This window comes from Nonomuraea wenchangensis (genome assembly GCF_900111685.1).
Lineage (GTDB): Bacteria > Actinomycetota > Actinomycetes > Streptosporangiales > Streptosporangiaceae > Nonomuraea > Nonomuraea wenchangensis.
Window position 1 is genome coordinate 664,957 of the sequence record NZ_FOHX01000005.1, and the last position, 24,885, is coordinate 689,841.

Genomic DNA, 24,885 nt, shown 5'->3' on the forward strand with positions numbered 1-24,885 from the left:
CGTTTCGCTAGGGTCACCTGGCTCATGAAACTTTCATGACTCTTCCGATACTTTCAGCCTCCCAACTGCTGCTTTGGCGACCGGCGAGCCACGCCATTGACCCTCCACGGGCATGTCAATACCGTCTGCGATGCGATCCATGAGGATCGAAAACTTTCGGATCGAGTGCCCGCCCCCCGGAGGTCGATGTCCGTGCTTTCGTCCGCGCTCCTCAGAGTCCTCACCCTGCTGGGGGTCGTCGCAGCCTTCCTGCTGCCCACCACCTCGGCCCAGGCGTCCGCGCCGCTGCGCACCCACGCCGCCGCCAAGGGCAAGTTCATCGGCACGGCGCTGGCCACCGGCCCGCTCGGCAGTGAGACCTCCTACCGCACCATCGCGGGCACCGAGTTCAACCAGATCACCGCCGAGAACGCGATGAAGTGGGAGTCCACCGAGCCCAGCCAGGGCCAGTTCACCTTCAGCGGCGCCGACCAGATCGTCAACTTCGCCACCCAGAACAACCAGCAGGTCCACGGCCACACCCTGGTCTGGCACCAGCAGACGCCCGGCTGGGTGCAGGGCCTCGGCGCCACCGCCATGCGCTCGGCGATGCAGAACCACATCGCCCAGGTCGTCGGCCACTACGCCGACAACCCGGCCGTGGTCTCCTGGGACGTCGTCAACGAGGTCTTCGACGAGAACGGCGGCTGGCGCTCCTCGTTCTGGTACAACACCCTGGGCCAGAGCTTCGTCGCCGACGCCTTCCGCGCCGCCCGCGCCGCCGACCCCGACGCCCGGCTGTGCATCAACGACTACAACGTCGAGGGCATCAACGCCAAGAGCACCGCGATGTACAACCTGGTCTCGTCGCTGCGTCAGCAGGGCGTCCCGGTCGACTGCGTCGGCTTCCAGAGCCACCTCGCCATCCAGTACGGCTTCCCGAGCGACATGCAGCAGAACATGCAGCGCTTCGCCGCGCTCGGCGTCCAGGTCCGGGTGACCGAGCTCGACGTGCGCATCCAGACGCCGCGCGACAGCTCCAAGGACACCACCCAGGCCACCTACTACCGCAACGTCGTCAACGCCTGCCTCGCGGTGACCGCCTGCGCCGGCGTCACCATCTGGGGCTTCACCGACAAGCACTCCTGGGTGCCGGACACCTTCCCCAACGAGGGCTTCGCGCTCCCGTACGACGCCAACTACCAGCAGAAGCCGGCGTACACGGCCGTGCACGACGCGCTGGCGGGCGGCACGAGCGGTGACACCACCGCCCCGACCACCCCGGGCACGCCGACGGTCGGCACCGTCACCTCCAACTCCGCCGCCCTGACCTGGAGCGCCTCCACCGACACCGGCGGCAGCGGCCTGGCCGGCTACAACGTCTACCGCGAGCAGGGCGCCACCGACGCGCTGCTCGGCCAGAGCAGCACCGCCTCGATCACGCTGACCGGGCTGAGCCCCAGCACGCAGTACCAGGTGTACGTGCGGGCCAGGGACGGCGCGGGCAACCTGTCCGGCAACTCCGCGCTCGCCACGTTCACCACCCAGGCCGGGCCGGGCGGGGGCGGCGGCTGCACCGCCACCGGCACCGTGCAGACCCAGTGGAGCGGCGGCTACGTGATCCAGCCCGTGACCGTCACCAATACCGGCACCTCCGCCATCAGCGGCTGGACCGTCACCTTCACCCTGCCCGCCGGGCACACCCTGTCCGGCTCGTGGAACGCCACCCTGACGGTGAGCGGCCAGACCGTGACCGCGAAGAACGCCAACTACAACGGCAACCTGGCACCGAACGCCGGCACCTCCTTCGGCTTCCAGGTGAGCCGCCCGAGCGGGAACACCCAGACCCCCTCCACCTACACCTGCGCCTGACGGCCGGGCAGACCGGGCACCCCTGGACCGCGCTCCAGGGGTGCCCGTCGTGTTCAGCGCTCCAGCGTGATGCCCTCGCGCCGCAGGTCCTCGATGACGCCGTCGACCAGCCGGGTGGCCACCGTGTGGCGCAGCCGGCCCTCCTCGCGCAGCTCGCGCACGGCCGGCACCGGGTCGGGGTCGGCGAACAGCCGCTCGTCGGCGTGGTCGGCCGCGCGGCCGGTCGGGTCGAGCGTCCACCAGGACGCCTCAAGGGCGATGCCGTTGGGGTCGCTGAAGTAGATCGAGCGCAGGAAACCGTGGTCGATGACGTCGGTGACCTCGCAGCCGTGCGCCTTCAGCCGGTCGCGCATGCGGTGCAGCGCCTCCTCGTCCGGCAGGTGCAGCGACAGGTGGTCGAACTGGGCCGCGCGCGCGTACGGGACGCCCGCGGGCTTGGCGAAGCTGTCGAGCGGCTGGTCGGCGTACTCGAAGAAGGCGACCGTGTTGCCGGGCGCGACGTCGAAGAAGTAGTGCTTGAACGAGGGGACGGCCAGGGTGGCGACGAGGCGGGCGCCGAGGACGCCGTGCCAGAAACGCACGGTGGCGTCCATGTCCGCGGTCACCAGGGCGAGATGGTGCACGCCGCGCCAGTGCACCTGATCGGGGGTCTCAGCCATACGTCAACCGTACGCCTTTCAACTATCGCAGGTAAGCCCTAACGGAAGCCGCGCTCGGACCGGTCGCGGCGGAAGGCGTCCAGGCGGCCGAAGTCCAGCTCGTGGAGCGAGACGGCGGCGTCCGGCGGCCCGGTGAAGAAGCCGGTGTGGGTGTGCGGGCACGGGTTGGCGAGACCGGTCACGCCCGCGCACGGATGCCCGTGGTAGGTGGTCTCGTGGTGCCAGTCGCTCACCGCCACGTACGTCATGAACTCGTACGCGCGGGCCACGCTCATGTGCTGCCAGAGCTGCCGGGCGGGGGCGGGGCCGTCCCAGCGGGTCACCGAGAAGGCGGGCACCAGCACGGCGTCCGGGCCGTCCGCGCCCGCCAGGCTGGCCGAATACCACAGGTCGGCGCAGAGCAGCACGTGCAGGCGGCGGCCGTGCAGCTCGAAGCCGCCGCCCGGACGGCCGGGGACGACGCCGGAGCGCAGCTCCAGCCCGTAGGGGTGGGCCTTGTCGTACTCGGCGAGCAGCGTGCCGTCCGGGCCGGCCACCGCGCCCCGGTTGACCCGCCCGCCGGGGCCGGAGTCGTCGTAGTGGGAGCCGCCGACCACCGCCATCCCCGAGCCCCTGGCCAGCTCGCGCACCCGCGTTAAGTAGTCGGCGCGCGGCAGGGACGCGCCGGCCAGCTCGGGCAGGATCATCAGGTCGGCGGAGCCGGGGGTGACCAGCGCCTCGACGGCGTCGAAGTTGGCGTGGCCGTCGGGGGAGTAGCGCGGCGGCTGCACAAGGAGGATCTTCACCTCTCCTACTCTGTCCCCCCGGGGATGGCGGCCAGCAGTTCCCGGGTGTAGCCGTCGGCCGGCCGGTCGAAGATCTCCTCCGTCGTGCCGCTCTCCACGATCCGGCCGCGCCGCATCACGTGCACCTGGTGCGAGATCATCCGGACCACCGCCAGGTCGTGGCTGATGAACAGGTAGGTGAGGCCCAGCTCGCGCTGCAGCTCGCCGAGCAGCTCCAGGATCTGCGCCTGGACGAGCACGTCGAGCGCGGAGACCGCCTCGTCGAGCACCACCAGCTCGGGCGACAGGGCGAGGGCCCGCGCGATGGCCACCCGCTGGCGCTGGCCGCCGGACAGCTCGTGCGGCAGCCGCTCGCCCATCGACGCCGGCAGCGACACCTGCTCCAGCAGGCCGGCGGCGGCCTTGCGGCGCTCGGCCGCGGTGCCGACGCCGTGCACGCGCAGCGGCTCGGTGATCGACTTCTCGACGGTGTAGCGGGGGTCGAGCGAGGCGTACGGGTTCTGGAAGACCGGCTGCACCCGGCGGCGGAAGGCGAACAGCTCGCGCCGCCCCAGCCCGGCCAGGTCGGTGCCGTCGAACCGGATGCCGCCGGCGGTGGCCGCCTCCAGCCCGAGCACCAGGTTGGCGGTCGTGGACTTGCCCGAGCCCGACTCGCCCACGATCGCGACGGTACGCCCGCGCGGGATCCGGAAGGACACGTCGTCCACCGCGACCAGCTCCTCGCCCGTGCCGCGCAGCGGGAAGACCTTGCGCAGCCCCTCGACCACCACCAGGTCCTCCGGCGGCGGCCCCGGCGGCTCGGCCACCCGCACCGACGACAGGCTCGGCGCCGCGCCCAGCAGCCGCCTGGTGTAGTCGTGACCGGGCGCCGCCAGGATCTCCGCCGCCGGGCCCGTCTCCACGATCTCGCCCTGGTACATCACGGCCACCACGTCCGCCCGCTCGGCCGCGAGCGCCAGGTCGTGCGTGATGAGCAGCACCGCCGTCCCCATCTCCGCGGTGAGCTCGGCGAGCTGGTCGAGGATGCGCCGCTGCACGGTCACGTCCAGCGCGGAGGTCGGCTCGTCGGCGATGAGCAGCCGCGGCTTGCAGGCCAGCCCCATCGCGATCAGCGCCCGCTGGCGCATGCCGCCGGAGAACTCGTGCGGGTACTGCCCGATCCGCCGCTCCGGATCCGGGATGCCGACCAGGTCCAGCAGCTCCAGCACCCGCGCGCGGGCCGCTCTGCCGGTGGCCGTGCCGTGCACCTCCAGGGCCTCGGCGATCTGGTCGCCGACCCGCATGAGCGGGTTGAGGTTCGACATGGGGTCCTGGGGGACCAGGCCGATGCCCGCGCCGCGGATCGCGGTCATCTCCCTGCGGCTCGCCCGCGCCAGGTCGCGCCCCTCGAACAGGATCTCCCCGGCGGTGATGCGGCCGTTGTCCGGCAGGAGCCGGTTGATCGCGGCGGCCGTGGTGGACTTGCCCGAGCCCGACTCGCCGACGACCGCGACGGTCTGGCCGGGCAGGATCTCCATCGAGACGTTCCGTACGGCGGTGACGTCCCGCTTTCTGGTGCGGAAGGCGACCGACAGGCCGCGGATCTCCAGGAGCGGAGTCATGTGTTCCTCGTCTGTCGTGTGACGGCCTGCAGCAGGCCGTGCCAGAGGTCGTCGGTCGGCGTCGGCGCGCCCGTGACGAGCAGCCGGTTGCTCGCCACGACCAGGGCCACGTCCCGGCCGGGGACGAAGCCGATCGCGCAGCCGACGTACCCGGGGTGGCCGAGCACGGTCACGCGCTCGCCGCCGAGGTCGAGGGCGTAGCGGCGGAAGCCGAGCGCCTGCTCGGGGTCGGGGCCGGGGGCGAAGAACTCGCGGACGGTGTCCGGCCGCCACAGACGGTCGTGCTCCTCGTACCGGGACATCGCCAGGCAGTAGCGCAGCAGGTCGGGCACGGTCGAGAAGAGCCCCGCGTGCCCGGCCACGCCGTCGAGGGCGTGGAAGGCGTTGCCGTCGGCCGGCTCGCCCAGCACCGGCCCGCGCCGCCAGCCGGCGAAGTCGCCACTGCGGTAGGGGACCGGGTAGGGGCGGCCGGTGTCGAGCATGGTCATCTCCACCCGGTCGTCGAGCGCGCTCATGGCGACCTCGGTGCCCGTGGGTCGGGCGTAGGTGGTGCGGGTCAGGCCGAGCGGCCTGGTCACCAGCTCGGCCACGGCCCGGTCCAGCCGCAGCCCGGTCACGGCCGAGACGATCCGGCCGAGCAGGATGAAGCCGAGGTCGGAGTAGTGCCGGGCGCGGCCGGGCCGGTAGCGGGGCGGTGGCAGGTCCGCCTGCACGTACAGCGGCCACCACTCCCACAGGCCGCCCCGGTGCAGCAGCAGATCCCGTACGGTGATCGCCTCGTACGAGTGCGGCAGGTAAGCGCTCAGCGGCGCGTCCAGGTCCACGTGCCGCTCCGACACCAGCCGGATGAGCGCCGTCGTGGTCGCCACGACCTTGGTGACCGAGGCGAGGTCGTGGTGGGTGTCCGGCGTCATCGGCGCCTCGCCGGCCAGCGCCCCGCCCTCCTGGCGGACGGTGCGGTGGCCGGTGCACTCGTCGAGGTCGAACCACGGCGTGCGCGCCGCGGTGACCAGGCCGGGCGGCGGCTCCGGCGCACGTTCGGCGGCGGCCGGGCCCGCGCTCATCGCGCCAGCACCAGCGAGCGGGGCGGCACCGTGACCGGCGCGGGCAGCACCAGCGGCCCCGCGCCGGGGGTCAGCGTGCCGAGGACGCGCGGCGCGGACGCGCCCGTCCCGCCGGGCACCGTGCCGGGCAGGCCGTGCGCGGTCAGCCAGCCGATCAGCGCGAACGCGATCGCCTCCTTGTCGTCGGCGGGCGCCCCGTAGGCGTCCGACGTCGACACCCGCACGCCGGGCAGGGCCGCGCGCAGGCCGTCCATGACGACCGGGTTGCGGCAGCCGCCGCCGGAGACCACGAGCGTCGCCACCCCGGCGGCCCGCACCTCGGCGGCCACGGTCCGCACGGTCAGCTCGGCGAGCGTCGCCACCAGGTCGGCGTCGCTCACCTCACCCTTGGGCAGGCCCGCCAGGGCGTCCTCGACGTAGCCCAGGTGGAACAGCTCCTTGCCGGTGCTCTTCGGCGGGGCCAGCCGGTAGTAGGGCTCGTCCAGCAGCGCCTCCAGGAGGCCGGGGTGCACCCGTCCGGAGGCCGCGATCGCGCCGCCGTCGTCGTAGCCCTGGGGGTTGAGGCCGCGAGCCGTCACCACGGCGTCGATGAGCGCGTTCGCCGGGCCGATGTCGTAGGCGAACAGCCGGCCGTCGCGCAGCACGGTCATGTTCGAGATGCCGCCCAGGTTCAGCGCCGCGGCGCCGTTCTCCAGGCCCCCCAGCAGCAGGTTGTCCAGCACCGACACGAGCGGCGCGCCGTGCCCGCCCGCCGTGATGTCGCGGATGCGCACGTCCGACAGCACCGGCACGCCGGTCCGCTCGGCGATCCACGCCGGCTGCCCGATCTGCAGGGTGCCGCGCGCGTGCGCCCCCTCCACCCAGTGGAACACCGTCTGGCCGTGCGAGACGATCAGGTCGACCGGCCCGCCCGCCTCGATCGCCGCCGCCGCGGCCTCGGCGAAGCACTGCCCGATGAGCGTGTCCAGCACGCACACCTCCGCCAGCGTCACGGGCGCGGGCGGCAGCGCCGCGAGCAGCCGCGCCCGCAGCTCCGCCGGGTACGGCGTGCTCGCCGTGTGCCCGACCCGGCCGCGCAGCACCTCACCGTCCGGCGTGAAGTCGACGACGGCCGCGTCGATGCCGTCGTGCGAAGTGCCGGAGATCATCCCGAGAATCCTCATGCCCGCTCCCCCAGAGCCGCCCGCAGCCTGCCGTCGGCCCCGGCCAGCCGCGCCGCGGCCTCCTGGGGCGTCAGGTCGAAGCGCGAGGCGACGACCGCCTGCTTGACGTTGAACCCGTTCTGCCGCAGCGCGGACAGCGCCTCGGCGCGCCCGGCCCCGGTGATCGCGCGCACGATGCGCACGGCCCGCTCGCGCAGCTTGCCGTTGCTCGGCCGCACGTCCACCATCAGGTTCCCGTACGTCTTGCCGAGCCGCACCATGACGATGGTCGAGAACATGTTGAGCACGAGCTTCTGCGCCGTGCCCGCCTTGAGCCGGGTCGAGCCGCTGATCACCTCGGGCCCGACCGGCACCTCAACGGCGTGCGCCGCCGCCGCGCCGAGCGGCGTGCCGGTGTTGCAGGCCAGGCCCACGGTCAGCGCGCCGCGCTCGGCCGCCCGCCGCACCGCGGCCACCACGTACGGCGTCCGCCCGCTGGAGGCGATGCCCACGACGGTGTCGAGCGGCCCGACACCGGCCCCGTCGACGGCGGCGGCGCCGGCCTCCTCGTCGTCCTCGGCGCCCTCGCAGGGCGCGACGATCGCCCGCGGGCCGCCCGCGATGATGGCGAACACCTGGTCGGGCGGCGTCCCGAAGGTGGGCGGGCACTCGGAGGCGTCCAGCACGCCGAGCCGCCCCGGCGTGCCCGCCCCCACGTAGATCAGCCGGCCCCCGCGCTGCATGCGCTCGGCCGTGGCCTCGATGGCCGGGACGATCTGGGGCAGCGCCCCCGCCACGGCGGCGGGGACGGTGGCGTCGGCCGCGTTCATGGTCGCGGCGAGCTCCGCGACGCTCATCGTGTCGATGCCGGAGAAGCGGGGGTCGGCCGCTTCTGTGGTCAGGTTCGTCAGATTCACCGCTTGCCTCGGTTTCGCGGGTCGAGAGTGTCACGCAGGCCGTCGCCCAGCAGGTTCAGCCCCACCACGAGCAGCACGACGACCGCGCCGGGCGCGATCAGCGTCCATGGGGCCACGAACACCAGGCTGCGCGCCTCGAAGATCATCGAGCCGAGCGACGGCGCGGGCGGCGGCGTGCCGAGCCCCAGGAAGCTCAGCGACGCCTCGGTCAGCACCGCCCAGGACAACGACAGGGCGACCTGGATGACGATGATCGAGGTGATGTTGGGCAGCACGTGCCGGAACATGATCTGGGCGCGGCTCTGGCCGGTCGCGACGGCGGCCTTGACGTACTCGATCTCCCTGAGCGACAGCACGGGGCCGCGGGTGACGCGGACGAAGATCGGCACGTACACGATGGCGATGGCCACCGCCACGGTGAACCAGTTGCGCTCCAGCACCGACGCCAGCGACAGCGCCAGCAGCAGCGGCGGGAACGCGAACAGCACGTTCGTCACCCCGCCGATCGCGCCGTCGGCGAGGCCCCGGTAGAAGCCGGACACCAGGCCGCCGAGCGTGCCTGCCACGGTCGCGAACGCCACCGCGACGACCGCGATGAGCGCCGAGTTGCCGACCCCGGCAGCCACCCGGGTGAACACGTCCCTGCCGAACTGGTCGGTCCCGAACAGGTGCGACCCCGACGGCGCGAGGAAACGCTCCGGCGGGTTCTGCGCGATCGGGTCGTAGGGCAGCAGCCCGAGGAACGACAGCACCGCCACCACGGCCAGCAGCACCAGGATCACCGTGCCCGACACCGCGGCGGGGCTCCTGCGCAGCGCGCTCACGACGCCCTCACCCGCGGGTCGATCACCCGGTAGAGCACGTCGGTCAGCAGGTTCACCAGCACGAACGCCAGCGCGATCACCAGCACCGTGCTCTGCACGACCGCGTACTCCTTCTGCTGGATGCCGAGCAGCACCTGCCGCCCGATGCCGGGCACGGAGAAGATCTGCTCGACGACGACCGCGCCGCCGAGCAGGTAGCCGAACTGCAGGCCGGTCATGGTGACGATGGGCACGAGCGCGTTGCCGAGCACGTGCCTGACCTGCAGCCGCCGCTCCGGCACGCCCTTGGCGCGGGCGGTGCGGACGAAGTCCTCCGAGCGCACCTCCAGCACCGCCGCCCGGGTGGTGCGCAGGATCGGCGCGGCGATGCCGAAGCCCAGCACGAGCGCGGGCAGGACCATCTGCCGCAGGTTGAGCAGCGGGTCCTCGGCCAGGGTCGCGAAGCCCTGCCCGTTGGGGTTGAAGCCGAACGAGGCGGCGAACACCGACAGCAGCGTGGTGGCCAGCAGGAACGCCGGGATCGACAGCCCGGCGAGGCTCACGACCTGCCCGAGCGCGTCCCGTGCCGCGTTCGGGCGGGAGGCGGCCAGCATGCCGAGCGGCACCCCGATGAGCAGCGCCAGCACGATCGACAGGACCGCCAGCTCGGCCGTCACCGGCAGCGAGCGCAGCGTGAGGTCGAGGACGCTCTGCTGGTTGCGGGCGGAGTAGCCGAAGTTGCCGGTGAACATGTTGCCGAGCCAGGCGAAGAACTGCGCGACCAGGGGCTGGTCGAGCCCGTAGTAGCGCTCCAGCGCCGCCTGCTGCGCCGGGGTGAGCGCGGCGGCCTCGGTGCCGAGGCCCGCGGTGATCTGGTTGCCGGGGATCGCCCGGAGCATGACGAACACGAACACCGCCACCCCGAACAGGGTGCCGGCCGTGCCCGCCGCCCGCCGGACGATCCGGTTGCGGAGGAGGGCTCTCATGTCAGGAGACGGACGTGGCCCGCAGCGACTGCAGCGAGCCGTTGGCCATCGGCGTGAAGCCCTGCACGCCCGAGGTCGTCGCCGTGTAGGTGTAGCCGGAGAACAGCCAGATCCAGGCCGCGTTGTCCTCCAGCTCGGCGGCCACCTGGTCGTAGATCGCCTTGCGGGCGGCCTGGTCGGTGGTCGCCTTGCCCTCGGCGAACAGCTTGTCCAGCTTGTCGGAGCTGTAGCCGGCGACCTTGTTGAGGTTGCCGTCGCTGGTGAAGTAGCGGCCGTAGGAGCCGTCGGGGTCCGGACGGCCGCCGTTGAGCGCCACGGCCGCGTCGAAGTCGGCGGCCACCCAGCGGTCCACGAACGCGCCGGACTCCAGCACCTCCAGGTCCAGGTTGATCTTGGCCTCGGCGAGCTGGGCCTTGAGGCTCTGGGCCTCGTTGACGGAGGTGGCGTACTCGCCCTGGGAGACGATGGTCTTGATGGTCACCCCGCCGGACTTGCCGGCCTTGCCGAGGTAGTCGGCGGCCTTGGCCAGGTCGCGGGTGGGGCAGGGCCGCTTGTCCGGGTCCGACTTGAAGGCCGGCGCGGTGTTGGGGCCGGTCACCTCGCCCTCGCCCAGCGCGGCGGTGTCGAGCACCTGCTTGCGGTCGATCGCGCACTGCACGGCCAGGCGCACGTTGACGTCGCCGAGCTCGCCGCGGCGCGCGTTGAGCTGGAGCACGTGGTAGTTGAGCTGCGGCGTCTTCGCGACGGTGATCGTGCCGCCGCCCTCGGCGGTCTGCGCCACCAGCGGGTCGTTGAAGACGGCGAGCTGCACGTTCCCCGACTGCATGGCCGAGACGATGGACGACTCGTCGGGGATCACCCGGAACTCGACCGACGGCGACTTCGCCTTCTCCGCGCCCCAGTAGGCGTCGTTCCTGGTCAGCGTGATCGACTGGCTCGGCACCCGCTTGCCCAGTGTGAAGGGACCGGTCCCGTTGGGGGTGGCCGTCAGCTTCTCCTCGGTGTCGTCGGAGGAGAGCATCGCCATGTTCACCGTGGCCAGGTTGGCGGGCAGCGCGGCGTCCGGGGCCGACAGCTTGAGCACCACCGTGTTCGCGTCGGGCGCCTCGACGGACTTCACCGACGACAACGAGGCGCGGGCCACGGCCGCGGTCTTCTCGTCCATGATCTTGTCAAGGGAGGACTTCACGTCCGCGGAGTCGAAGGCGCTGCCGTCGGCGAAGGTGACGCCCTGGCGCAGCTTGAGCGTCAGGGTCTTCCCGTCCTCGGAGGCGTCCCACGACTCGGCCAGCCCGGGGACCACGTTGAGGTCCTTGTCGAACTCGGTGAGCGTGCCGTACAGGTTCTGCAGCACGTTGACGGCCTGGAACTGGGTGGCCTTCCAGGGGAACAAGGTGTCCGGGTCGGAGGTCACGCCGACCACCAGCGGCTTGCCGCCGCCCGTCCCTTCGGCGCCGGGGGCGGGCCCGGAGGAGTCGGACCCGGAGGAGGACGAGCAACTGGCGAGAGCAAGGGACAGGGTCGCGGCGAGGGCGGCCGCGGAAAGCGCGCCACGGGGCATGGTGGCCTCCTCAGGGGCAGTGGGTTATAAAATTACCGAGACCCTACCACCAGGGTATTTTCTTTTCCTTACCGGGATGGTTGACCATGGCCGAGGACGCCGGCACCCTGCTGATCCGCATCCGCGCGGCCATGCCCGGCCTGCGCCCGTCCGAGCGGCGCATCGCCGAGGCGTTCGCCGCCGACCCCGCCGCGGCGAACCTGTCGATCGCCGACCTCGCCGCCCGCTGCGCCACCTCGACCACCTCGGTCGTCCGCTTCTACCGGCGGATGGGCTACGCCCACTACAAGGACTTCACCATCGACCTCACCAGGGCGCTGGCCAGGGAGGAGCTGGCCATCTCCGGCCTCGCCGAGGCGCCCGGCGACATCGACCGCAACGACAGCCTGGCCGGCATCGTCTCCAAGGTCGCCACGAACGAGACGCTGTCCATCGCCGACACCGCCCGCTCACTCGACCTGGACGCCCTGGCCCGCGCGGTCGAGGTGGTCGGCGCCGCCCGCCGCATCGACACCTTCGGCGTCGGCGCGAGCGCCCTGGTGGGCCTCGACCTGCAGCAGAAGCTCTCCCGCATCGGCCGCACCGCGATCAACTGGCACGACGCCCACTCCGCGTGGACCTCGGCCGCCACCCTGGACGGCACCTGCGTGGCGGTGGCGGTCTCGCACAGCGGCGCCACCGTGGACACCGCCGAGTTCCTGGCCATCGCCCGCAGGTCCGGCGCGGCCACGGTCGCGATCACGAACGTCCTGGACTCGCCGCTGGCCCGCGCGGCCGACGTGACCCTCACCACGGCCGCCCGCGAGACCGCGTTCCGGTCCGGGGCGCTCGGCAGCCGCATCGCCCAGCTCATGGTGGTGGACTGTCTGTTCACCGGGGTAGCCCAGGCGTCCTACGACGCGTCGATGGCGGCGCTGCGCGACACGTACGCCGTGGTGCACACGAGGGCGGTCAAGCGCGGCCATCGGTGGGCGGCGGACCGCGACGTCCGGTAGGGTCCCGTCGTGATCAACGGGCCCTCCCGCCGCGCTCTCTTCGCCGGAACCCTCGCCAGCCTCGCCGCTTCCCCGTCGTCCCCCGCCTCCGCGGCCGTCAGGGGCGGCTTACCCTTCCGACCGAACATCCTGGTCATCCTCGCCGACGACCTGGGATGGGGAGAGCTCGGCAGCTACGGCCAGCGCCTGATCAAAACACCCAACCTGGACCGGATGGCGGCCGAGGGCGTACGTTTCACCGACGCCTACGCGGGCGCGCCGATCTGCGCCCCCTCGCGCTGCGCGCTGCTCACCGGCCTGCACGCCGGCCACGGCACCGTACGCGAGAACCCCGGGGGCGGCCCCCAGCACGCGCTCACCGCCGCCGACCTCACCTTCGGCGAATTGCTCAACCTGTCCGGCTACCGCACCGCCTGCATCGGCAAGTGGGGCTTCGGCCCCGACCGTCCCGGGCAGCCCTCGCACCCCAACGAGCGCGGCTTCGAGGAGTTCTACGGCTACATCGGCCACAAGCACGCCCACCAGTACTTCCCGAAGTACCTCTGGCACAACGGCGAGAAGGTCGGCCTCGACGGCCGGCAGTACGCCCCCGACCTGTTCCGCCGGCGCGCCGTCAGCTACATCGAGCAGCACCGCGACGAGCCGTTCCTGCTCTACTACCCGACGAACCTGCCGCACGCGCCGAGCGTGGTCCCCGGCGACACCGGCCCCTACGAGCGCCGCCCCTGGAGCGAGGCCAACCGCCGGCACGCCGCCCAGATCACCCGCCTGGACCGGGACGTCGCCGCGCTGACGGGCGCGCTGCGCGCGAACGGGCTGGCCGAGCGCACGCTGGTGCTGTTCCTCAGCGACAACGGCCCGCACCACGAGCAGGGCGTGACACCCGACCTGTTCGACGCCAACGGCCCCTACCGGTCCGGCAAACGCGCGATGTACGAGGGCGGCCTCCGCGTCCCGATGATCGCCTGGTCGCCCGCGCTGCGGCCCCGGGTCGTCCGTCAGCCGGTGGCGGGCTGGGACCTGATGCCGACGCTGGCCGACCTCGCCGGGGTGCCGGTGCCCGCCCAGCTCGACGGCGTCTCCTTCCGCGGCCTGCTGACCGGCGCGAACGCGTCCCGGCACAAGCACCTCGTCTGGAACCGGCCGGGGAAGGCGCAGGCCATCCGCCGCGGCCGGTGGAAGGCCGTGCGCATCGCCCCGGACGCCTCCGGGACCCGGCCGGAGCGCGTCGAGCTGTACGACCTGACCACCGACCCGGGGGAGCGGCGGGACCTCGCCGCCGCCCGCCCCGAGCTGGCCGCCGAGCTCGCGGCCACGCTCGACGCCGAGATCGGGGAGGATCCGCGCATCCCGTACGGGCTGCGCAGCGAGGTCGTCGGCGACGAGCTCGTGGTCACCCTGGAGAACGGCTCCGGCGTGCCCTGGAACGACGTCGTGCTCGGCGTGGACGGCCCGCGCAAGACCCGCGCGAGCAAGGTGCAGCGGGTCGAGCCCGGCATGGCGATCTCGGTCGGCTTCCCGCTGCCCGCCGCCGGTGCCGGCCGCCTGGTCGCCCGCGCCGCGTTCAGGGCGCTCGGCCGCTCGCAGCTCTTCCGCCGCCCGCACGCGAGGAGCGCCCTGACGTCCCGCTGACCTGCCCGTGGCCGGTCAGGCCAGCCGGCCCACGTGGGCGAGTGCCTGCTTCAGCAGCACGCCCTGCCCGCCCGTCATCTCCTGCTGCACCGCCGGGGAGCCCGCCTCCTCCGGCGTGAACCACACCAGGTCGAGGGCGTCCTGCCGGGGCCGGCAGTCGCCCGCGACGGGCACGATGTAGGCCAGCGACACCGCGTGCTGGCGCGGGTCGTGGTAGGGCGTGACGCCCGGCGTCGGGAAGTACTCGGCGATCGTGAACGGCTGCGGCGACACCGGGATCCGCGGCAGCGCCACGGGGCCGAGGTCCTTCTCCAGGTGGCGCAGCAGCGCGTCACGCACCCGCTCGTGGTGCAGCACCCGGCCCGAGACGAGCGCCCTGCTGACCGTGCCGTCCGACGCGATGCGCAGCAGCAGGCCGACGTGGGTGACCACGCCGTATTCGTCGACCCGCACCGGCACGGCGTCGACGTAGAGGATCGGCATGCGGCCGCGTACCGACTCCAGCTCTTCCGGTGACAGCCAGGCGGGCGTCGTTTCGGTCTTTTCGGTCATTGCTTGATCGTACGGCCTGGGTCCTCAGCGCCGTGCCCTGACCGGTGGCAGCAGGGTGCGCCCGGCCAGCCACGACGCCGTGCAGACGGCCAGCACGATGCCGAGGAACGGCAGATAGTCGACGATCTTCTTGCCCATGCGCGTTCACGCTCCGCTCCGAGAGGAGCCCCCGATGGCCCCGGTCCGACTTCTGCCCGGCCGCCCGCGGCGGGAAACGGGCGGACTCGCCGGTCAGCAGGGGAAGACGCGGGCGGCGGCCTCGTCCCAGGCGCGGGCGTCGCCGGAGGGCTCGTAGCGGCGCAGCGGCCCGGCCGCGGCCACCAGCGCCCGCATCTCGTCCAGGCCGGACACCAGCCCTGCGGCGCGCGCCTGCACCAGCACGTTGCCGAACGTCGTCGCCTCGGCCGGCCCGGCCACCACCGGCAGGCCGCAGGCGTCCGCGGTGAGCCGGCACAGCAGCTCGTTGCGCGAGCCGCCGCCCACCAGGTGGACGACCTCGACCTCGCGCCCCGACAGCTCCATGGCCTGCCGCACTGCCCGCCGGTGCCCGAGCGCCAGGCTCTCCAGCACGCACCGCACGTAGCCGGCCTCGGTGACCGGCGGCGTCTGCCCGGTGCGGCGGCACTCGGCGGCGATCCGCGCCGGCATGTCGCCCGGCGGCAGGAACACCGGCTCGTCCGGGTTGACCACGGCGGCGAAGGGCGGCTCGCCGGCCGCCGCCTTCAGCAGCTGTCCCAGGTCGGCGCCCTGCCAGGCGCGCAGGCACTCCTGCAGCAGCCACAGGCCCATCACGTTGCGCAGATAACGTACGGTGCCGTCGATGCCGGCCTCGTTGGTGAAGTTCGCCGCCCGGCTCTCCGGCGTCAGCACCGGCTCGGGCAACTCCACCCCGGCCAGCGACCAGGTGCCGCAGGAGACGTAGGCGAAGGCGGGGCCGGTCGCGGGCACGGCGGCCACGGCAGAGGCGGTGTCGTGCGAGCCGACCGCCCGCACCGGGGCCGACCAGCCGAGCTCGGCGGCCACGTCGGGCCGCAGCCCGCCGATGTCCTCGCCGGGCTGCCGCAGCGGCGGGAACAGCCGGGCGGGCAGGCCCAGCCGCTCGATCAGCGGATGGGCCCACGTTCTGCCGCGCACGTCGAGCAGGCCCGTGGTGGAGGCGTTGGTGACCTCCGCGCCCACCTCGCCGGTCAGCCAGTACGCCAGCAGGTCCGGCACGAGCAGCATCGTGGCCGCCCGGTCGAGCCGGTCGGCGAGCAACTGGTAGACCGTGTTGAACGGCAGCACCTGGAGCCCGTTGGTCTCGTACAGCGTCTCCGCGCCGACCTCGGCGGCCACCCGCTCGGCCACGCCCCGGGTGCGGTCGTCGCGGTAGTGCACCGGGTTGCCGAGCAGCGCGCCGCTCTCGTCGAGCAGGCCGTAGTCGACGGCCCAGGAGTCGACGCCGATGGAGGAGACCGGCCCGGCGGCGCGCAGCCCGGCCAGGATCTCCCGGTAGAGGCCGAGGACGTCCCAGTGGAGCCGGCCGGCCACGCGGACCGGGCCGTTGGGGAAACGGTGGGCCTCGGTCAGCGTGAGGCCGCCCGACAGGTCGGCCAGCATCACCCGGCCGCTGGAGGCCCCGAGGTCGACGGCGGCGAAACGGCTCACTGGGTGGACTCCCTCGCGACCAGCTCGGGCTGGAACATGATGTGCTGGTGCGCGTGCGTGTCGGGGTTGTCGCACTCGTCCAGCAGCAGCTCGGTGGCGATGCGCCCGAGCTGGTAGGTCGGCTGCCGCATCGAGCTCAGCGACACCGTCGAGGCGGCGGCGAAGTCGATGTCGTCATAACCGATCAGCGCCACGTCCTCGGGCACCCGCACGCCTGCCCGCAGCAACGCCCGCAGCACGCCGAGCGCGAGCAGGTCGTTGGCGCAGAAGACGGCCTCGGGCAGGGCGCCGGCCAGCAGCTCGGCGGCGGCCTTCTCGCCCGCGCGGGCGGTCATCGTGGCCGCCTCGACGACCCGCAGCTCCGCCGGGTCGAGCCCGGCGCCGCGCAGCGCGGCCCGCGCGCCGTCGCGGCGCTCCACGCACTGGCGGATGGTCAGCGGGCCGGTGACGCACACGACGCTGCGCGCGCCCCGGGCCAGCAGGTGCGCCACGGCGGCCCGGCCGCCGGCCACGTCGTCCACGGCGACCGCGCACTGGTCGGGCCGGTGCGCGGGATGGTCCACGAGCACCACGCTGATGCCGTGCTCGCGCAGCCGGTCGAGCCGGCCGGAATCCTCGCCCGACGGGGTGATCAGCACGCCGCGCACCCGGTGCTCGGCCAGCACCCGCAGGTTGCGGTCCTCCTTGTCGGGCGAGCCCGCCGAGTTGCCGAGGATCACGGCGTAGCCGAGCTCGCTGGCGACGTCCTCGACGCCGGCGGCGACCTCGGTGAAGAACGGGTTGCCGATGTCGATCACGCTCAGGCCGATCGTCCTGCTGTGCCCGGCGCGCAGCGTCGAGGCCGAGCCGTGCCGGACGAACCCCAGCTCCCTGATGGCCGCCTCGACGCGCTCCCTGGTGGCGGGGGCGACCTTGCCCGGCCGGTTCAGGACGTTGGAGACCGTGCCGGGGGAGACGCCGGCGTGCGCGGCGACGTCCTTGATGCTGACCATGGCCATGAACCCTCATTAAAACGTACTAACAGGCAGGGCGCCAGTCAGCGCCGCCGATGCCGGACGGCACCGCCCGCCGAGGTCGCGCCCTGCTGGTGAAACGTTCTACCCATAGGGGAATTCGCTGCTCCATTGAACGCCGGCATTGAATCGTTCTTGGGCCCAGCCGCCATCCGGCCCGCGCCCGCCGCCCTCCGCTCGGTCGGGAAACGGCCAATTCCCGGCCGCCGAGCAGCACCGACAGCCGGGCGAGGCGCGCCCGCCCTTGTGCCACGATGCCCAGGAACGTTTTAATCCCCGGTGAACATCAAGGACGAAAGGCGGGCTCATGCCGGATGTCATCGCCTACGGCGGCGACTGGAACCCCGAGCAGTGGCCCGAGGAGACCTGGCGGCAGGACGTCGCGCTCATGCGCGAGGCCGGCGTCAACCAGGTCAGCCTCGGGATCTTCTCCTGGTCCCTGCTGGAACCCGCCGAGGGGGTGTTCGACTTCGGCTGGCTCGACCGCGCCATGGACCTGCTGGCCGCGAACGGCATCCGCGCGGGCCTCGCCACCCCCACCGCCTCGCCGCCGCCGTGGTTCGCCGCCTCCTACCCCGAGGCGCTGCCGGTCGACGCCGACGGCCGCCGCCTCCACCACGGCAGCAGGCAGGGCTTCTGCCCCAGCTCGCCGATCTACCGCGACCGGGCCCTGCGCATCGCCGAGCGGGTCGCCACCCGCTACGCCGGCCATCCGGCGCTGGCCCTCTGGCACGTGCACAACGAGTACGGCTGCCACAACGCCCGCTGCTACTGCGACACCTCGGCGGGCGCCTTCCGCGCCTGGTTACGCGCCCGCTACAGCTCGCTCGACGAGCTCAACGACGCCTGGGGCACCGCCTTCTGGTCCCAGCGCTACGGCGAGTGGACGCAGATCCTCCCGCCCCGCGCCACCCCCAGCTTCACCAACCCCGGCCAGCAGCTCGACTTCCGCCGTTTCAGCTCCGACGCCCTGGTGGAGCTCTACACCGCCGAACGCGACCTGCTGAGATCCGTCACCCCGGACGTCCCGGTCACCACGAACCTCATGGCCGGCGCCCACTGGGACATGGACTGCTGGGCCTTCGCCGCCGAGGTCGACGTGGTCTCCACCGACCACTACCTGATCGGGGCGCGCGCCGAGCCGCACATCGACCTGGCCTTCGCCGCCGACTACGCCCGCTCGCTGAACGGCGGCCGGCCCTGGCTGCTGATGGAGCACTCCACCAGCGCCGTCAACTGGCAGCCTCGCAACCTGGCCAAGGCCCCCGGCGAGCTGCGCCGCAACTCGCTGCAGCACCTGGCCAGGGGCGCGGACGCGATCATGTTCTTCCAGTGGCGGGCCTCCCGCGCCGGCGCCGAGAAGTGGCACTCGGCGATGCTGCCGCACGCCGGCCCCGACACCAAGATCTTCCGCGAGGTCAAGGCGCTCGGGACCGAGCTCGCCGGACTGGACGGCGTGCCGGGCAGCCGGGTGACGGCCGACGTCGCGATCCTGCTCGACCACGCGAGCGTCTGGGCGCAGGACCACCCCGCCCAGCCGAGCTCCGAGCTGGACCCGGCCGAGGAGGCCAAACGCTGGCACGCCGCGCTGTGGCGGGCCGGGATCACCTGCGACCTGGCCCACCCCGAGGGGGACCTGAGCGGCTACCGGCTGGTCCTGGTCCCCATGCTCTACCTGGTGAGCGACGCGGGGGCGGCCGGCCTGGCGGACTTCACCCGGGCGGGCGGCGTGACGCTGGTGGGGCCGTACAGCGGGATCGTGGACGAGCACGACCGGGTCCGCCTCGGCGGCTACCCGGGCGCCTGGCGGGAGCTGCTGGGGGTGAGCGTCGAGGAGTTCTTCCCCCTGGAGGGGCCGATCGCGCTGGAGTCCGGCGGCACCGGGACGGTCTGGAGCGAGCTGGCCCACGTCAACGGGGCCAAGGTGCTGGACGCGTACGCGACGGGCGAGCCGGCCTGGACCCGCCACGAGCAGGGCGGCGGCGCGGCCCACTACCTGACCACCCGCCTGGACGACGCCGCGCTGGCCCGCGTACTCGCGGCGGTCTGCGCCGAGGCCGGCGTGCGCCCGGCCGCCACGGCCCCGCCGGGCGTGGAGGTGGTGCGCCGGGCTCATCCTGACGGCCGCGCGTTCCTGTTCGCGATCAACCACACGGGCGCGGACGCCGAGGTGACGACGCCGGCGGGGGCCCGGGCCACCGTGCCCGCCGGCGACGTGCTGATCCTGCCCGAGGTCCCGGGCGGGGAGCAGGGGACGCATTGACAGCGTGGAGCGGGAATCATAGTTTCCTGCGCGAGGGATTAAAACGTTTTGAAGGGAGTGAGTGTCAGTGCAACGGGTCTGCTTCCTCCTGAGAGTCCGCCCGGAGCGGCTGGCGGAATACCGCGAACGCCACCGGGAGGTCTGGCCGGAGATGCGAGAGGCGCTGTCACGCACCGGCTGGCACAACTACTCGCTCTTCCTCCGCGACGACGGCCTGCTCGTGGGCTACCTGGAGACCGACGACTTCGAGGCCGCCAAGAAGGCCATGGCCGAGACCGAGGTCAACGCCCGCTGGCAGGCCGAGATGGCGCCGTTCTTCGCCGACCTCGACGGGCGTCCCGACGAGGGCATGACGCCGCTGACCGAAGTGTTCCACCTGGATTGATCGGGGAGCTATGACTGACATCAAGGCCGCGCTGCGCGCGCAGCGCATCGAGACGCCGTCCTGGGCGTACGGCAACAGCGGCACCCGCTTCAAGGTCTTCGCGCAGCAGGGCGTGCCGCGCGATCCGTACGAGAAGCTCGCCGACGCCGCCCAGGTCCACGCCTGCACCGGCATCGCGCCCACCGTGGCCCTGCACATCCCGTGGGACAAGGTGGCCGACTACGCCGACCTCGCCCGCCACGCCCGCGAGCTGGGCGTCGGCATCGGCGCCATCAACTCCAACGTCTTCCAGGACGACGACTACAAGCTGGGCAGCGTCACCAACCCGGACCCGGCGGTCCGCCGCAAGGCCACCGACCACCTGCTCGAATGCGTCGACATCATGGACGCCACCGGCTCGGACACGCTCAAGCTGTGGTTCTCCGACGGCATCAACTACCCCGGCCAGGACGACCTGCGCGCCCGCCAGGACCGCCTGGCCGAGTCGCTGGCCGAGGTCTACGACCGGCTCGGCGAGGGCCAGCGCTTCCTGCTGGAGTACAAACTGTTCGAGCCCGCCTTCTACGCCACCGACGTGCCCGACTGGGGCACCGCCTACGCCCACTGCGTCAAGCTCGGCCCGAAGGCGCAGGTCGTCGTGGATACCGGCCACCACGCGCCGGGCACCAACATCGAGTTCATCGTCGCCTTCCTGCTGCGTGAGGGCAGACTCGGCGGGTTCGACTTCAACTCCCGCTTCTACGCCGACGACGACCTGATGGTCGGCGCGGCCGACCCGTTCCAGCTCTTCCGCATCATGTACGAGGTCATCAGGGGCGGCGGGCTCACCGACGAGGTCGCGTTCATGCTCGACCAGTGCCACAACATCGAGCCCAAGATCCCGGGCCAGATCCGCTCGGTCATGAACGTCCAGGAGGCCACCGCCAAGGCGCTGCTCGTGGACCGCGACGCCCTCGCCGCCGCGCAGGCCGCCGGCGACGTGCTCGGCGCGAACGCCGTCCTCATGGACGCGTACAACACCGACGTGCGCCCGCTGCTCGCGGAGCTGCGCGAGGAGATGGGCCTCGCGCCCGACCCGATGGCCGCCTACGCCGGGTCCGGCTACTTCGAGAAGATCGCCGCCGAGCGCGTCGGCGGTCAGCAGGCGGGCTGGGGAGCCTGACGAGACATGCCTGACAAGAACACGCCCACCGAGAACGCCGACGTCGCGAACGCCGACGTCGTGAACGAGCTGCTGGAACGCTCGCACCGCCTCGGAGCCGACCCGCGCAACACCAACTTCGCCGGCGGCAACACCTCAGCCAAGGGCCTCGCGCCCGACCCGGTCACCGGCGAGGACGTCGAGCTGCTGTGGGTCAAGGGCTCCGGCGGCGACCTCGGCACGCTCAAGGAGTCCGGCCTCGCGGTGCTGCGCCTGGACCGGCTGCGCGCGCTCAAGGACGTCTACCCGGGCGTCGAGCGCGAGGACGAGATGGTCGCCGCCTTCGACTACTGCCTGCACGGCAGGGGCGGCGCCGCGCCGTCCATCGACACCGCCATGCACGGCCTGGTCGAGGCCGGCCACGTCGACCACCTGCACCCGGACGCGGGCATCGCCGTCGCCACCGCCGCCGACGGCGAGGAGCTGACCCGGCGGATCTTCGGCGAGCGCGTCGTGTGGGTGCCCTGGCGGCGGCCCGGCTTCCAGCTCGGCCTGGACATCGCCGCGATCAGGACCTCCAGCCCGCAGGCCATCGGCTGTGTCCTCGGCGGCCACGGCATCACCGCCTGGGGCGAGACCTCCGAGGAGTGCGAGAGCCGCTCCCTGGAGATCATCCGCACGGCGGAGGCGTACCTCGCCGAGCACGGCCGCCCCGACCCGTTCGGCCCGGTCGTGCACGAGCCGCTGCCGGAGGCCGAGCGGCACGCGCGCGCCGCCGCGCTGTTCCCGATCGTGCGCGGCCTGGCCTCCACCGACGTGCGCGTGGTCGGCCACTACACCGACACGCCCGAGGTGCTGGACTTCGTCTCCCGCGCCGAGCACCCGCGCCTGGCCGCGCTCGGCACGTCCTGCCCCGACCACTTCCTGCGGACCAAGGTCGCGCCGCTGGTGCTGGACCTGCCGCCGGACGCGTCCCTGGAGCGGGCGGCCGAGCGGCTGCGCGAGCTGCACGCCGCCTACCGCGCCGACTACACCGCCTACTACGAGCGGCACGCCGAGCCGGGCTCGCCGCCGATGCGCGGCGCGGACCCGGCGATCGTGCTGGTGCCGGGCGTCGGCATGTTCTCCTTCGGCAAGGACAAGCAGACCGCCCGCGTGGCCGGCGAGTTCTACGTCAACGCCATCAACGTCATGCGCGGCGCCGAGTCCGTCTCCTCCTACGCCCCGATCCCCGAGTCGGAGAAGTTCCGCATCGAGTACTGGGAGCTGGAGGAGGCCAAGCTCCGCCGCCTGCCGAAGCCGAAGCCGCTCGCCACGCGGGTGGCGCTGGTCACGGGCGGCGGCTCGGGCATCGGCGCGGCCACCGCCCGCCGCCTCGCCGCCGAGGGCGCCTGCGTCGTGGTCGCCGACCGCGACCTGGGCGCGGCCGAGAAGGTGGCCGCCGAGATCGGCGCGCACGCCTACCGGCCCTCCGACGCGGCCGTGGCCGTCGGCGTGGACGTCACCTCCGAGGAGCAGGTCGCCGCCGCCGTACGGGCCGCGGTGCTCGCCTTCGGCGGTGTGGACCTGGTGGTCAACAACGCCGGGCTGTCGCTGTCGCGCTCGCTGCTGGAGACCAGCCTGGCCGACTGGGACCTGCAGCACGACGTCATGGCGCGCGGCTCGTTCCTGGTCGCGCGGGAGACCGCCAGGGTCATGATCGACCAGGCGATGGGCGGCGACATCGTCTACATCTCCTCCAAGAACGCCGTCTTCGCCGGCCCGAACAACGTCGCCTACGGCGCGGCCAAGGCCGACCAGGCCCACCAGGTGCGGCTGCTCGCGGCCGAGCTGGGCGGTCACGGCATCCGCGTCAACGGCGTCAACCCCGACGGCGTGGTCCGCGGCTCCGGCATCTTCGCCTCCGGCTGGGGCGCCAACCGGGCCAAGGTGTACGGCGTGGAGGAGGAGCGGCTCGGCGAGTTCTACGCCCAGCGCACCCTGCTCAAGCGCGAGGTGCTGCCGGAGCACGTCGCCGCGGCCGTCTTCGTGCTGGCCGCGAGCGACCTCTCCCACACCACCGGCCTGCACGTGCCGGTGGACGCGGGCGTGGCCGCCGCGTTCCTGCGCTGAGCTCGCGGGTCCCCCGCCGGTCAAAGGACCGGCGGGGGACCCCGGCTTCTCAGGCGTAGGCCGCGACCACCCCGACCAGCATCCCCACGGTGCCGGCCGCCGTGACCAGCCATCCGCCGACCACGGCGGCCCGCCGCCCGCGCCGCGCCCCGGCCCAGTACATGATCACGTACGGCAGGAAGCCCAGCCCGCCGAACCCGACCGACGGCAGCGCCAGCGCCGCCAGCACCCCCTTCGTCCCCGCCGGGGCCGCCCGGTCGCCCTCGGGCGTGAGCTGCGCCCGCAGCACGTCGCCCGCCGAGGAGTCGGGCGAGGCGTCCACCGGCACCGGCGCGCCCCCGCCGTCCGGCGTGAACTGCCCGTCGCAGTCGTAGCGGCCCTCGCCCAGGTCCTCGCACGAGATCACGCGCAGCGTCCCCGGCGTGCCGACGCGTCCGGTCGCGACTTGCAGGTCGCCGACGGCGAGCCACATCGGCAGCAGGCAGATCGCCAGCCAGAGCAGCACGAGCACGGCGCGGCCCCACCGCCCGGGATCCCGCCCCGGCCCCGGCTGCGGTGTGACGAAGGGCACATCGGACAAGAAATCGCTCATAGGCTCATCGTTCAGGCCGCCACTTGGTGTTCACCTGCATCCGGCTGGGAAGGGCGGCTTGCGCATCCCCGCCATGACGTGCATCATTCTCACAGCAAGGTCATGAGCTATGATGCATGAATATGCAGGAGGGGCGCGAATGAGAGCGGCGATAGCGGGAGCCAGCGGCTACGCGGGCGGAGAGCTGCTGCGCCTCCTGCTCGGACATCCCGAGTTCGAGATCGGCGCGCTGACCGCCGCCTCCAGCGCCGGCACCCGCCTCGGCGCCCACCAGCCCCACCTGCCGCAGCTCGCCGACCGGGTCATCCAGGAGACCACCGCCGCCGCGCTCGCCGGCCACGACGTCGTCTTCCTGGCCCTGCCGCACGGCCACTCGGCCGCCGTCGCCTCCCAGCTCGGGGAGGACACCGTGGTCGTCGACTGCGGCGCCGACCACCGGCTCGCCGACCCCGCCGCCTGGCAGGAGTTCTACGGCGGCGAGCACGCGGGCACCTGGCCCTACGGCCTGCCCGAGCTGCCGGGACAGCGCGAGGCGCTGCGCGGCGCGCGGCGCGTCGCGGTGCCCGGCTGCTACCCGACCTCCGTCCTGCTCGCGCTCTTCCCCGCCTTCGCCGCCGGCCTGGCCGGTCCCGACGTCGTCGTGGTCGCCGCCAGCGGCACCAGCGGCGCGGGCAAGGCCCCGAAGGCGCACCTGCTCGGCAGCGAGGTCATGGGCTCGGTCAGCGCGTACGGCGTGGGCGGCCTCCACCGCCACACCCCCGAGATGGAGCAGGGCCTGTCGGCCGCCGCCGGCACGCCGGTACGCGTCTCCTTCACCCCCACGCTGGCCCCCATGAGCCGCGGCATCCTCGCCACCTGCACCGCCCCCGCCGCGCCCGGCCTCACCCGGCAGGCGCTGCGGGCGGCGTACGAGGTGGCGCTGAAGGACGAGCCGTTCGTCCACCTGCTGCCCGACGGCGTCTGGCCGGCCACCTCCATGACCTACGGCGCCAACACCGCCGCCCTGCAGGTGACGCTCGACGAGCGCGCCGGCCGCGTGGTCGCCGTCATCGCCATCGACAACCTCACCAAGGGCACCGCCGGGGGCGCGATCCAGAGCGTCAACCTCGCCCTCGGCCTGCCGGAAGAGCTCGGCCTTCCCCTGACAGGAGTCGCACCGTGAGAGAGCGCAGCGAACGAACCGA

Annotated in this window: 21 protein-coding genes; 8 read left to right on the forward strand and 13 right to left on the reverse strand. The window is 73.0% G+C overall.

Features of this window, described 5'->3' with window-relative positions; genetic code table 11:
• Window positions 1-186 precede the first annotated feature (186 nt).
• The gene (locus tag BMW85_RS18965; RefSeq protein WP_091082792.1) at window positions 187-1,851 is read left to right on the forward strand and encodes an endo-1,4-beta-xylanase; all 1,665 of its coding nucleotides are present in this window, start codon (window positions 187-189) and stop codon (window positions 1,849-1,851) included.
• 53 nt (window positions 1,852-1,904) lie between these two features.
• Here BMW85_RS18965 and BMW85_RS18970 read toward each other — a convergent pair whose 3' ends face one another.
• From BMW85_RS18970 to BMW85_RS19010, 9 genes are read right to left on the reverse strand one after another with little or no spacing between them, the layout of a single operon-like run.
• The gene (locus BMW85_RS18970) at window positions 1,905-2,510 is read right to left on the reverse strand and encodes a VOC family protein (RefSeq protein ID WP_091082794.1); all 606 of its coding nucleotides are present in this window, start codon (window positions 2,508-2,510) and stop codon (window positions 1,905-1,907) included.
• Window positions 2,511-2,548: 38 nt separating this feature from the next.
• Window positions 2,549-3,295 (reverse strand): carbon-nitrogen hydrolase family protein, encoded by a 747-nt coding sequence (locus BMW85_RS18975; protein WP_091082796.1) that lies wholly within the window; start codon window positions 3,293-3,295, stop codon window positions 2,549-2,551.
• 5 nt (window positions 3,296-3,300) lie between these two features.
• Window positions 3,301-4,896: an ABC transporter ATP-binding protein gene (locus BMW85_RS18980; RefSeq protein ID WP_091082797.1), complete on the reverse strand. Its 1,596-nt coding sequence runs from the start codon at window positions 4,894-4,896 to the stop codon at window positions 3,301-3,303.
• The gene (locus BMW85_RS18985; protein WP_091082799.1) at window positions 4,893-5,960 is read right to left on the reverse strand and encodes a serine hydrolase domain-containing protein; all 1,068 of its coding nucleotides are present in this window, start codon (window positions 5,958-5,960) and stop codon (window positions 4,893-4,895) included. The genes BMW85_RS18980 and BMW85_RS18985 overlap by 4 nt, the downstream gene beginning before the upstream one ends.
• Window positions 5,957-7,123, reverse strand: coding sequence for an anhydro-N-acetylmuramic acid kinase (locus BMW85_RS18990; RefSeq protein ID WP_177240742.1), 1,167 nt, complete (start codon window positions 7,121-7,123; stop codon window positions 5,957-5,959). The genes BMW85_RS18985 and BMW85_RS18990 overlap by 4 nt, the downstream gene beginning before the upstream one ends.
• Window positions 7,120-8,019, reverse strand: coding sequence for an N-acetylmuramic acid 6-phosphate etherase (gene murQ / locus BMW85_RS18995; protein WP_091082802.1), 900 nt, complete (start codon window positions 8,017-8,019; stop codon window positions 7,120-7,122). Before murQ ends, BMW85_RS18990 begins: the two co-directional genes overlap by 4 nt.
• Window positions 8,016-8,843, reverse strand: a complete 828-nt coding sequence (locus BMW85_RS19000; RefSeq protein WP_091082803.1) for an ABC transporter permease — start codon at window positions 8,841-8,843, stop codon at window positions 8,016-8,018. Before BMW85_RS19000 ends, murQ begins: the two co-directional genes overlap by 4 nt.
• On the reverse strand, window positions 8,840-9,808 hold the full coding sequence (locus BMW85_RS19005) for an ABC transporter permease (protein WP_091082804.1): 969 nt from the start codon (window positions 9,806-9,808) through the stop codon (window positions 8,840-8,842). Before BMW85_RS19005 ends, BMW85_RS19000 begins: the two co-directional genes overlap by 4 nt.
• Before the next feature lies 1 nt (window position 9,809).
• Window positions 9,810-11,369: an ABC transporter substrate-binding protein gene (locus BMW85_RS19010; RefSeq protein ID WP_091082805.1), complete on the reverse strand. Its 1,560-nt coding sequence runs from the start codon at window positions 11,367-11,369 to the stop codon at window positions 9,810-9,812.
• An 86-nt stretch (window positions 11,370-11,455) separates the two neighbouring features.
• On the opposite strand from BMW85_RS19010, the gene BMW85_RS19015 reads away from it, so the two are divergent.
• A complete protein-coding gene (locus BMW85_RS19015) occupies window positions 11,456-12,364 on the forward strand; it encodes a MurR/RpiR family transcriptional regulator (protein WP_091082806.1) in 909 nt (302 codons plus the stop codon).
• A 9-nt stretch (window positions 12,365-12,373) separates the two neighbouring features.
• Window positions 12,374-13,996, forward strand: a complete 1,623-nt coding sequence (locus BMW85_RS19020) for an arylsulfatase (protein ID WP_218155832.1) — start codon at window positions 12,374-12,376, stop codon at window positions 13,994-13,996.
• Window positions 13,997-14,011: 15 nt separating this feature from the next.
• Here the strand turns inward: BMW85_RS19020 and BMW85_RS19025 are convergent, their stop codons facing one another.
• From BMW85_RS19025 to BMW85_RS19035, 3 genes are all read right to left on the reverse strand, one after another.
• Window positions 14,012-14,548 carry an NUDIX hydrolase family protein gene (locus BMW85_RS19025; protein WP_091082807.1) on the reverse strand — a complete coding sequence of 179 codons (537 nt, stop codon included), beginning with the start codon at window positions 14,546-14,548 and terminating at the stop codon, window positions 14,012-14,014.
• Between the two features lie 231 nt (window positions 14,549-14,779).
• Window positions 14,780-16,147 (reverse strand): rhamnulokinase, encoded by a 1,368-nt coding sequence (locus tag BMW85_RS19030; RefSeq protein ID WP_245774920.1) that lies wholly within the window; start codon window positions 16,145-16,147, stop codon window positions 14,780-14,782.
• 44 nt (window positions 16,148-16,191) lie between these two features.
• Window positions 16,192-17,193, reverse strand: coding sequence for a LacI family DNA-binding transcriptional regulator (locus BMW85_RS19035; protein WP_091082810.1), 1,002 nt, complete (start codon window positions 17,191-17,193; stop codon window positions 16,192-16,194).
• Between the two features lie 322 nt (window positions 17,194-17,515).
• Here BMW85_RS19035 and BMW85_RS19040 point away from each other — a divergent pair, with 322 nt between their 5' ends.
• The 4 genes from BMW85_RS19040 to BMW85_RS19055 all read left to right on the forward strand — a co-directional run bounded on the left by BMW85_RS19040 (window position 17,516) and on the right by BMW85_RS19055 (window position 23,109).
• Complete coding sequence (locus BMW85_RS19040; RefSeq protein ID WP_091082816.1) at window positions 17,516-19,471, forward strand: beta-galactosidase; 1,956 nt, start codon at window positions 17,516-17,518, stop codon at window positions 19,469-19,471.
• 67 nt (window positions 19,472-19,538) lie between these two features.
• Entirely contained in the window at window positions 19,539-19,856 is a 318-nt protein-coding gene (locus BMW85_RS19045) for an L-rhamnose mutarotase (protein ID WP_091082819.1), read from the forward strand.
• A 10-nt stretch (window positions 19,857-19,866) separates the two neighbouring features.
• Window positions 19,867-21,018, forward strand: coding sequence for an L-rhamnose isomerase (gene rhaI / locus BMW85_RS19050; RefSeq protein ID WP_091082820.1), 1,152 nt, complete (start codon window positions 19,867-19,869; stop codon window positions 21,016-21,018).
• A gap of 6 nt (window positions 21,019-21,024) precedes the next feature.
• The gene (locus BMW85_RS19055; RefSeq protein WP_091082823.1) at window positions 21,025-23,109 is read left to right on the forward strand and encodes a bifunctional aldolase/short-chain dehydrogenase; all 2,085 of its coding nucleotides are present in this window, start codon (window positions 21,025-21,027) and stop codon (window positions 23,107-23,109) included.
• Window positions 23,110-23,158: 49 nt separating this feature from the next.
• On the opposite strand, the gene BMW85_RS19060 is transcribed toward BMW85_RS19055, so the two are convergent.
• Window positions 23,159-23,701, reverse strand: a complete 543-nt coding sequence (locus BMW85_RS19060; RefSeq protein ID WP_245774906.1) for a hypothetical protein — start codon at window positions 23,699-23,701, stop codon at window positions 23,159-23,161.
• Window positions 23,702-23,840: 139 nt separating this feature from the next.
• On the opposite strand from BMW85_RS19060, the gene argC reads away from it, so the two are divergent.
• Window positions 23,841-24,863 (forward strand): N-acetyl-gamma-glutamyl-phosphate reductase, encoded by a 1,023-nt coding sequence (gene argC / locus BMW85_RS19065; RefSeq protein WP_091082829.1) that lies wholly within the window; start codon window positions 23,841-23,843, stop codon window positions 24,861-24,863.
• The last annotated feature ends 22 nt before the right edge of the window (window positions 24,864-24,885 follow it).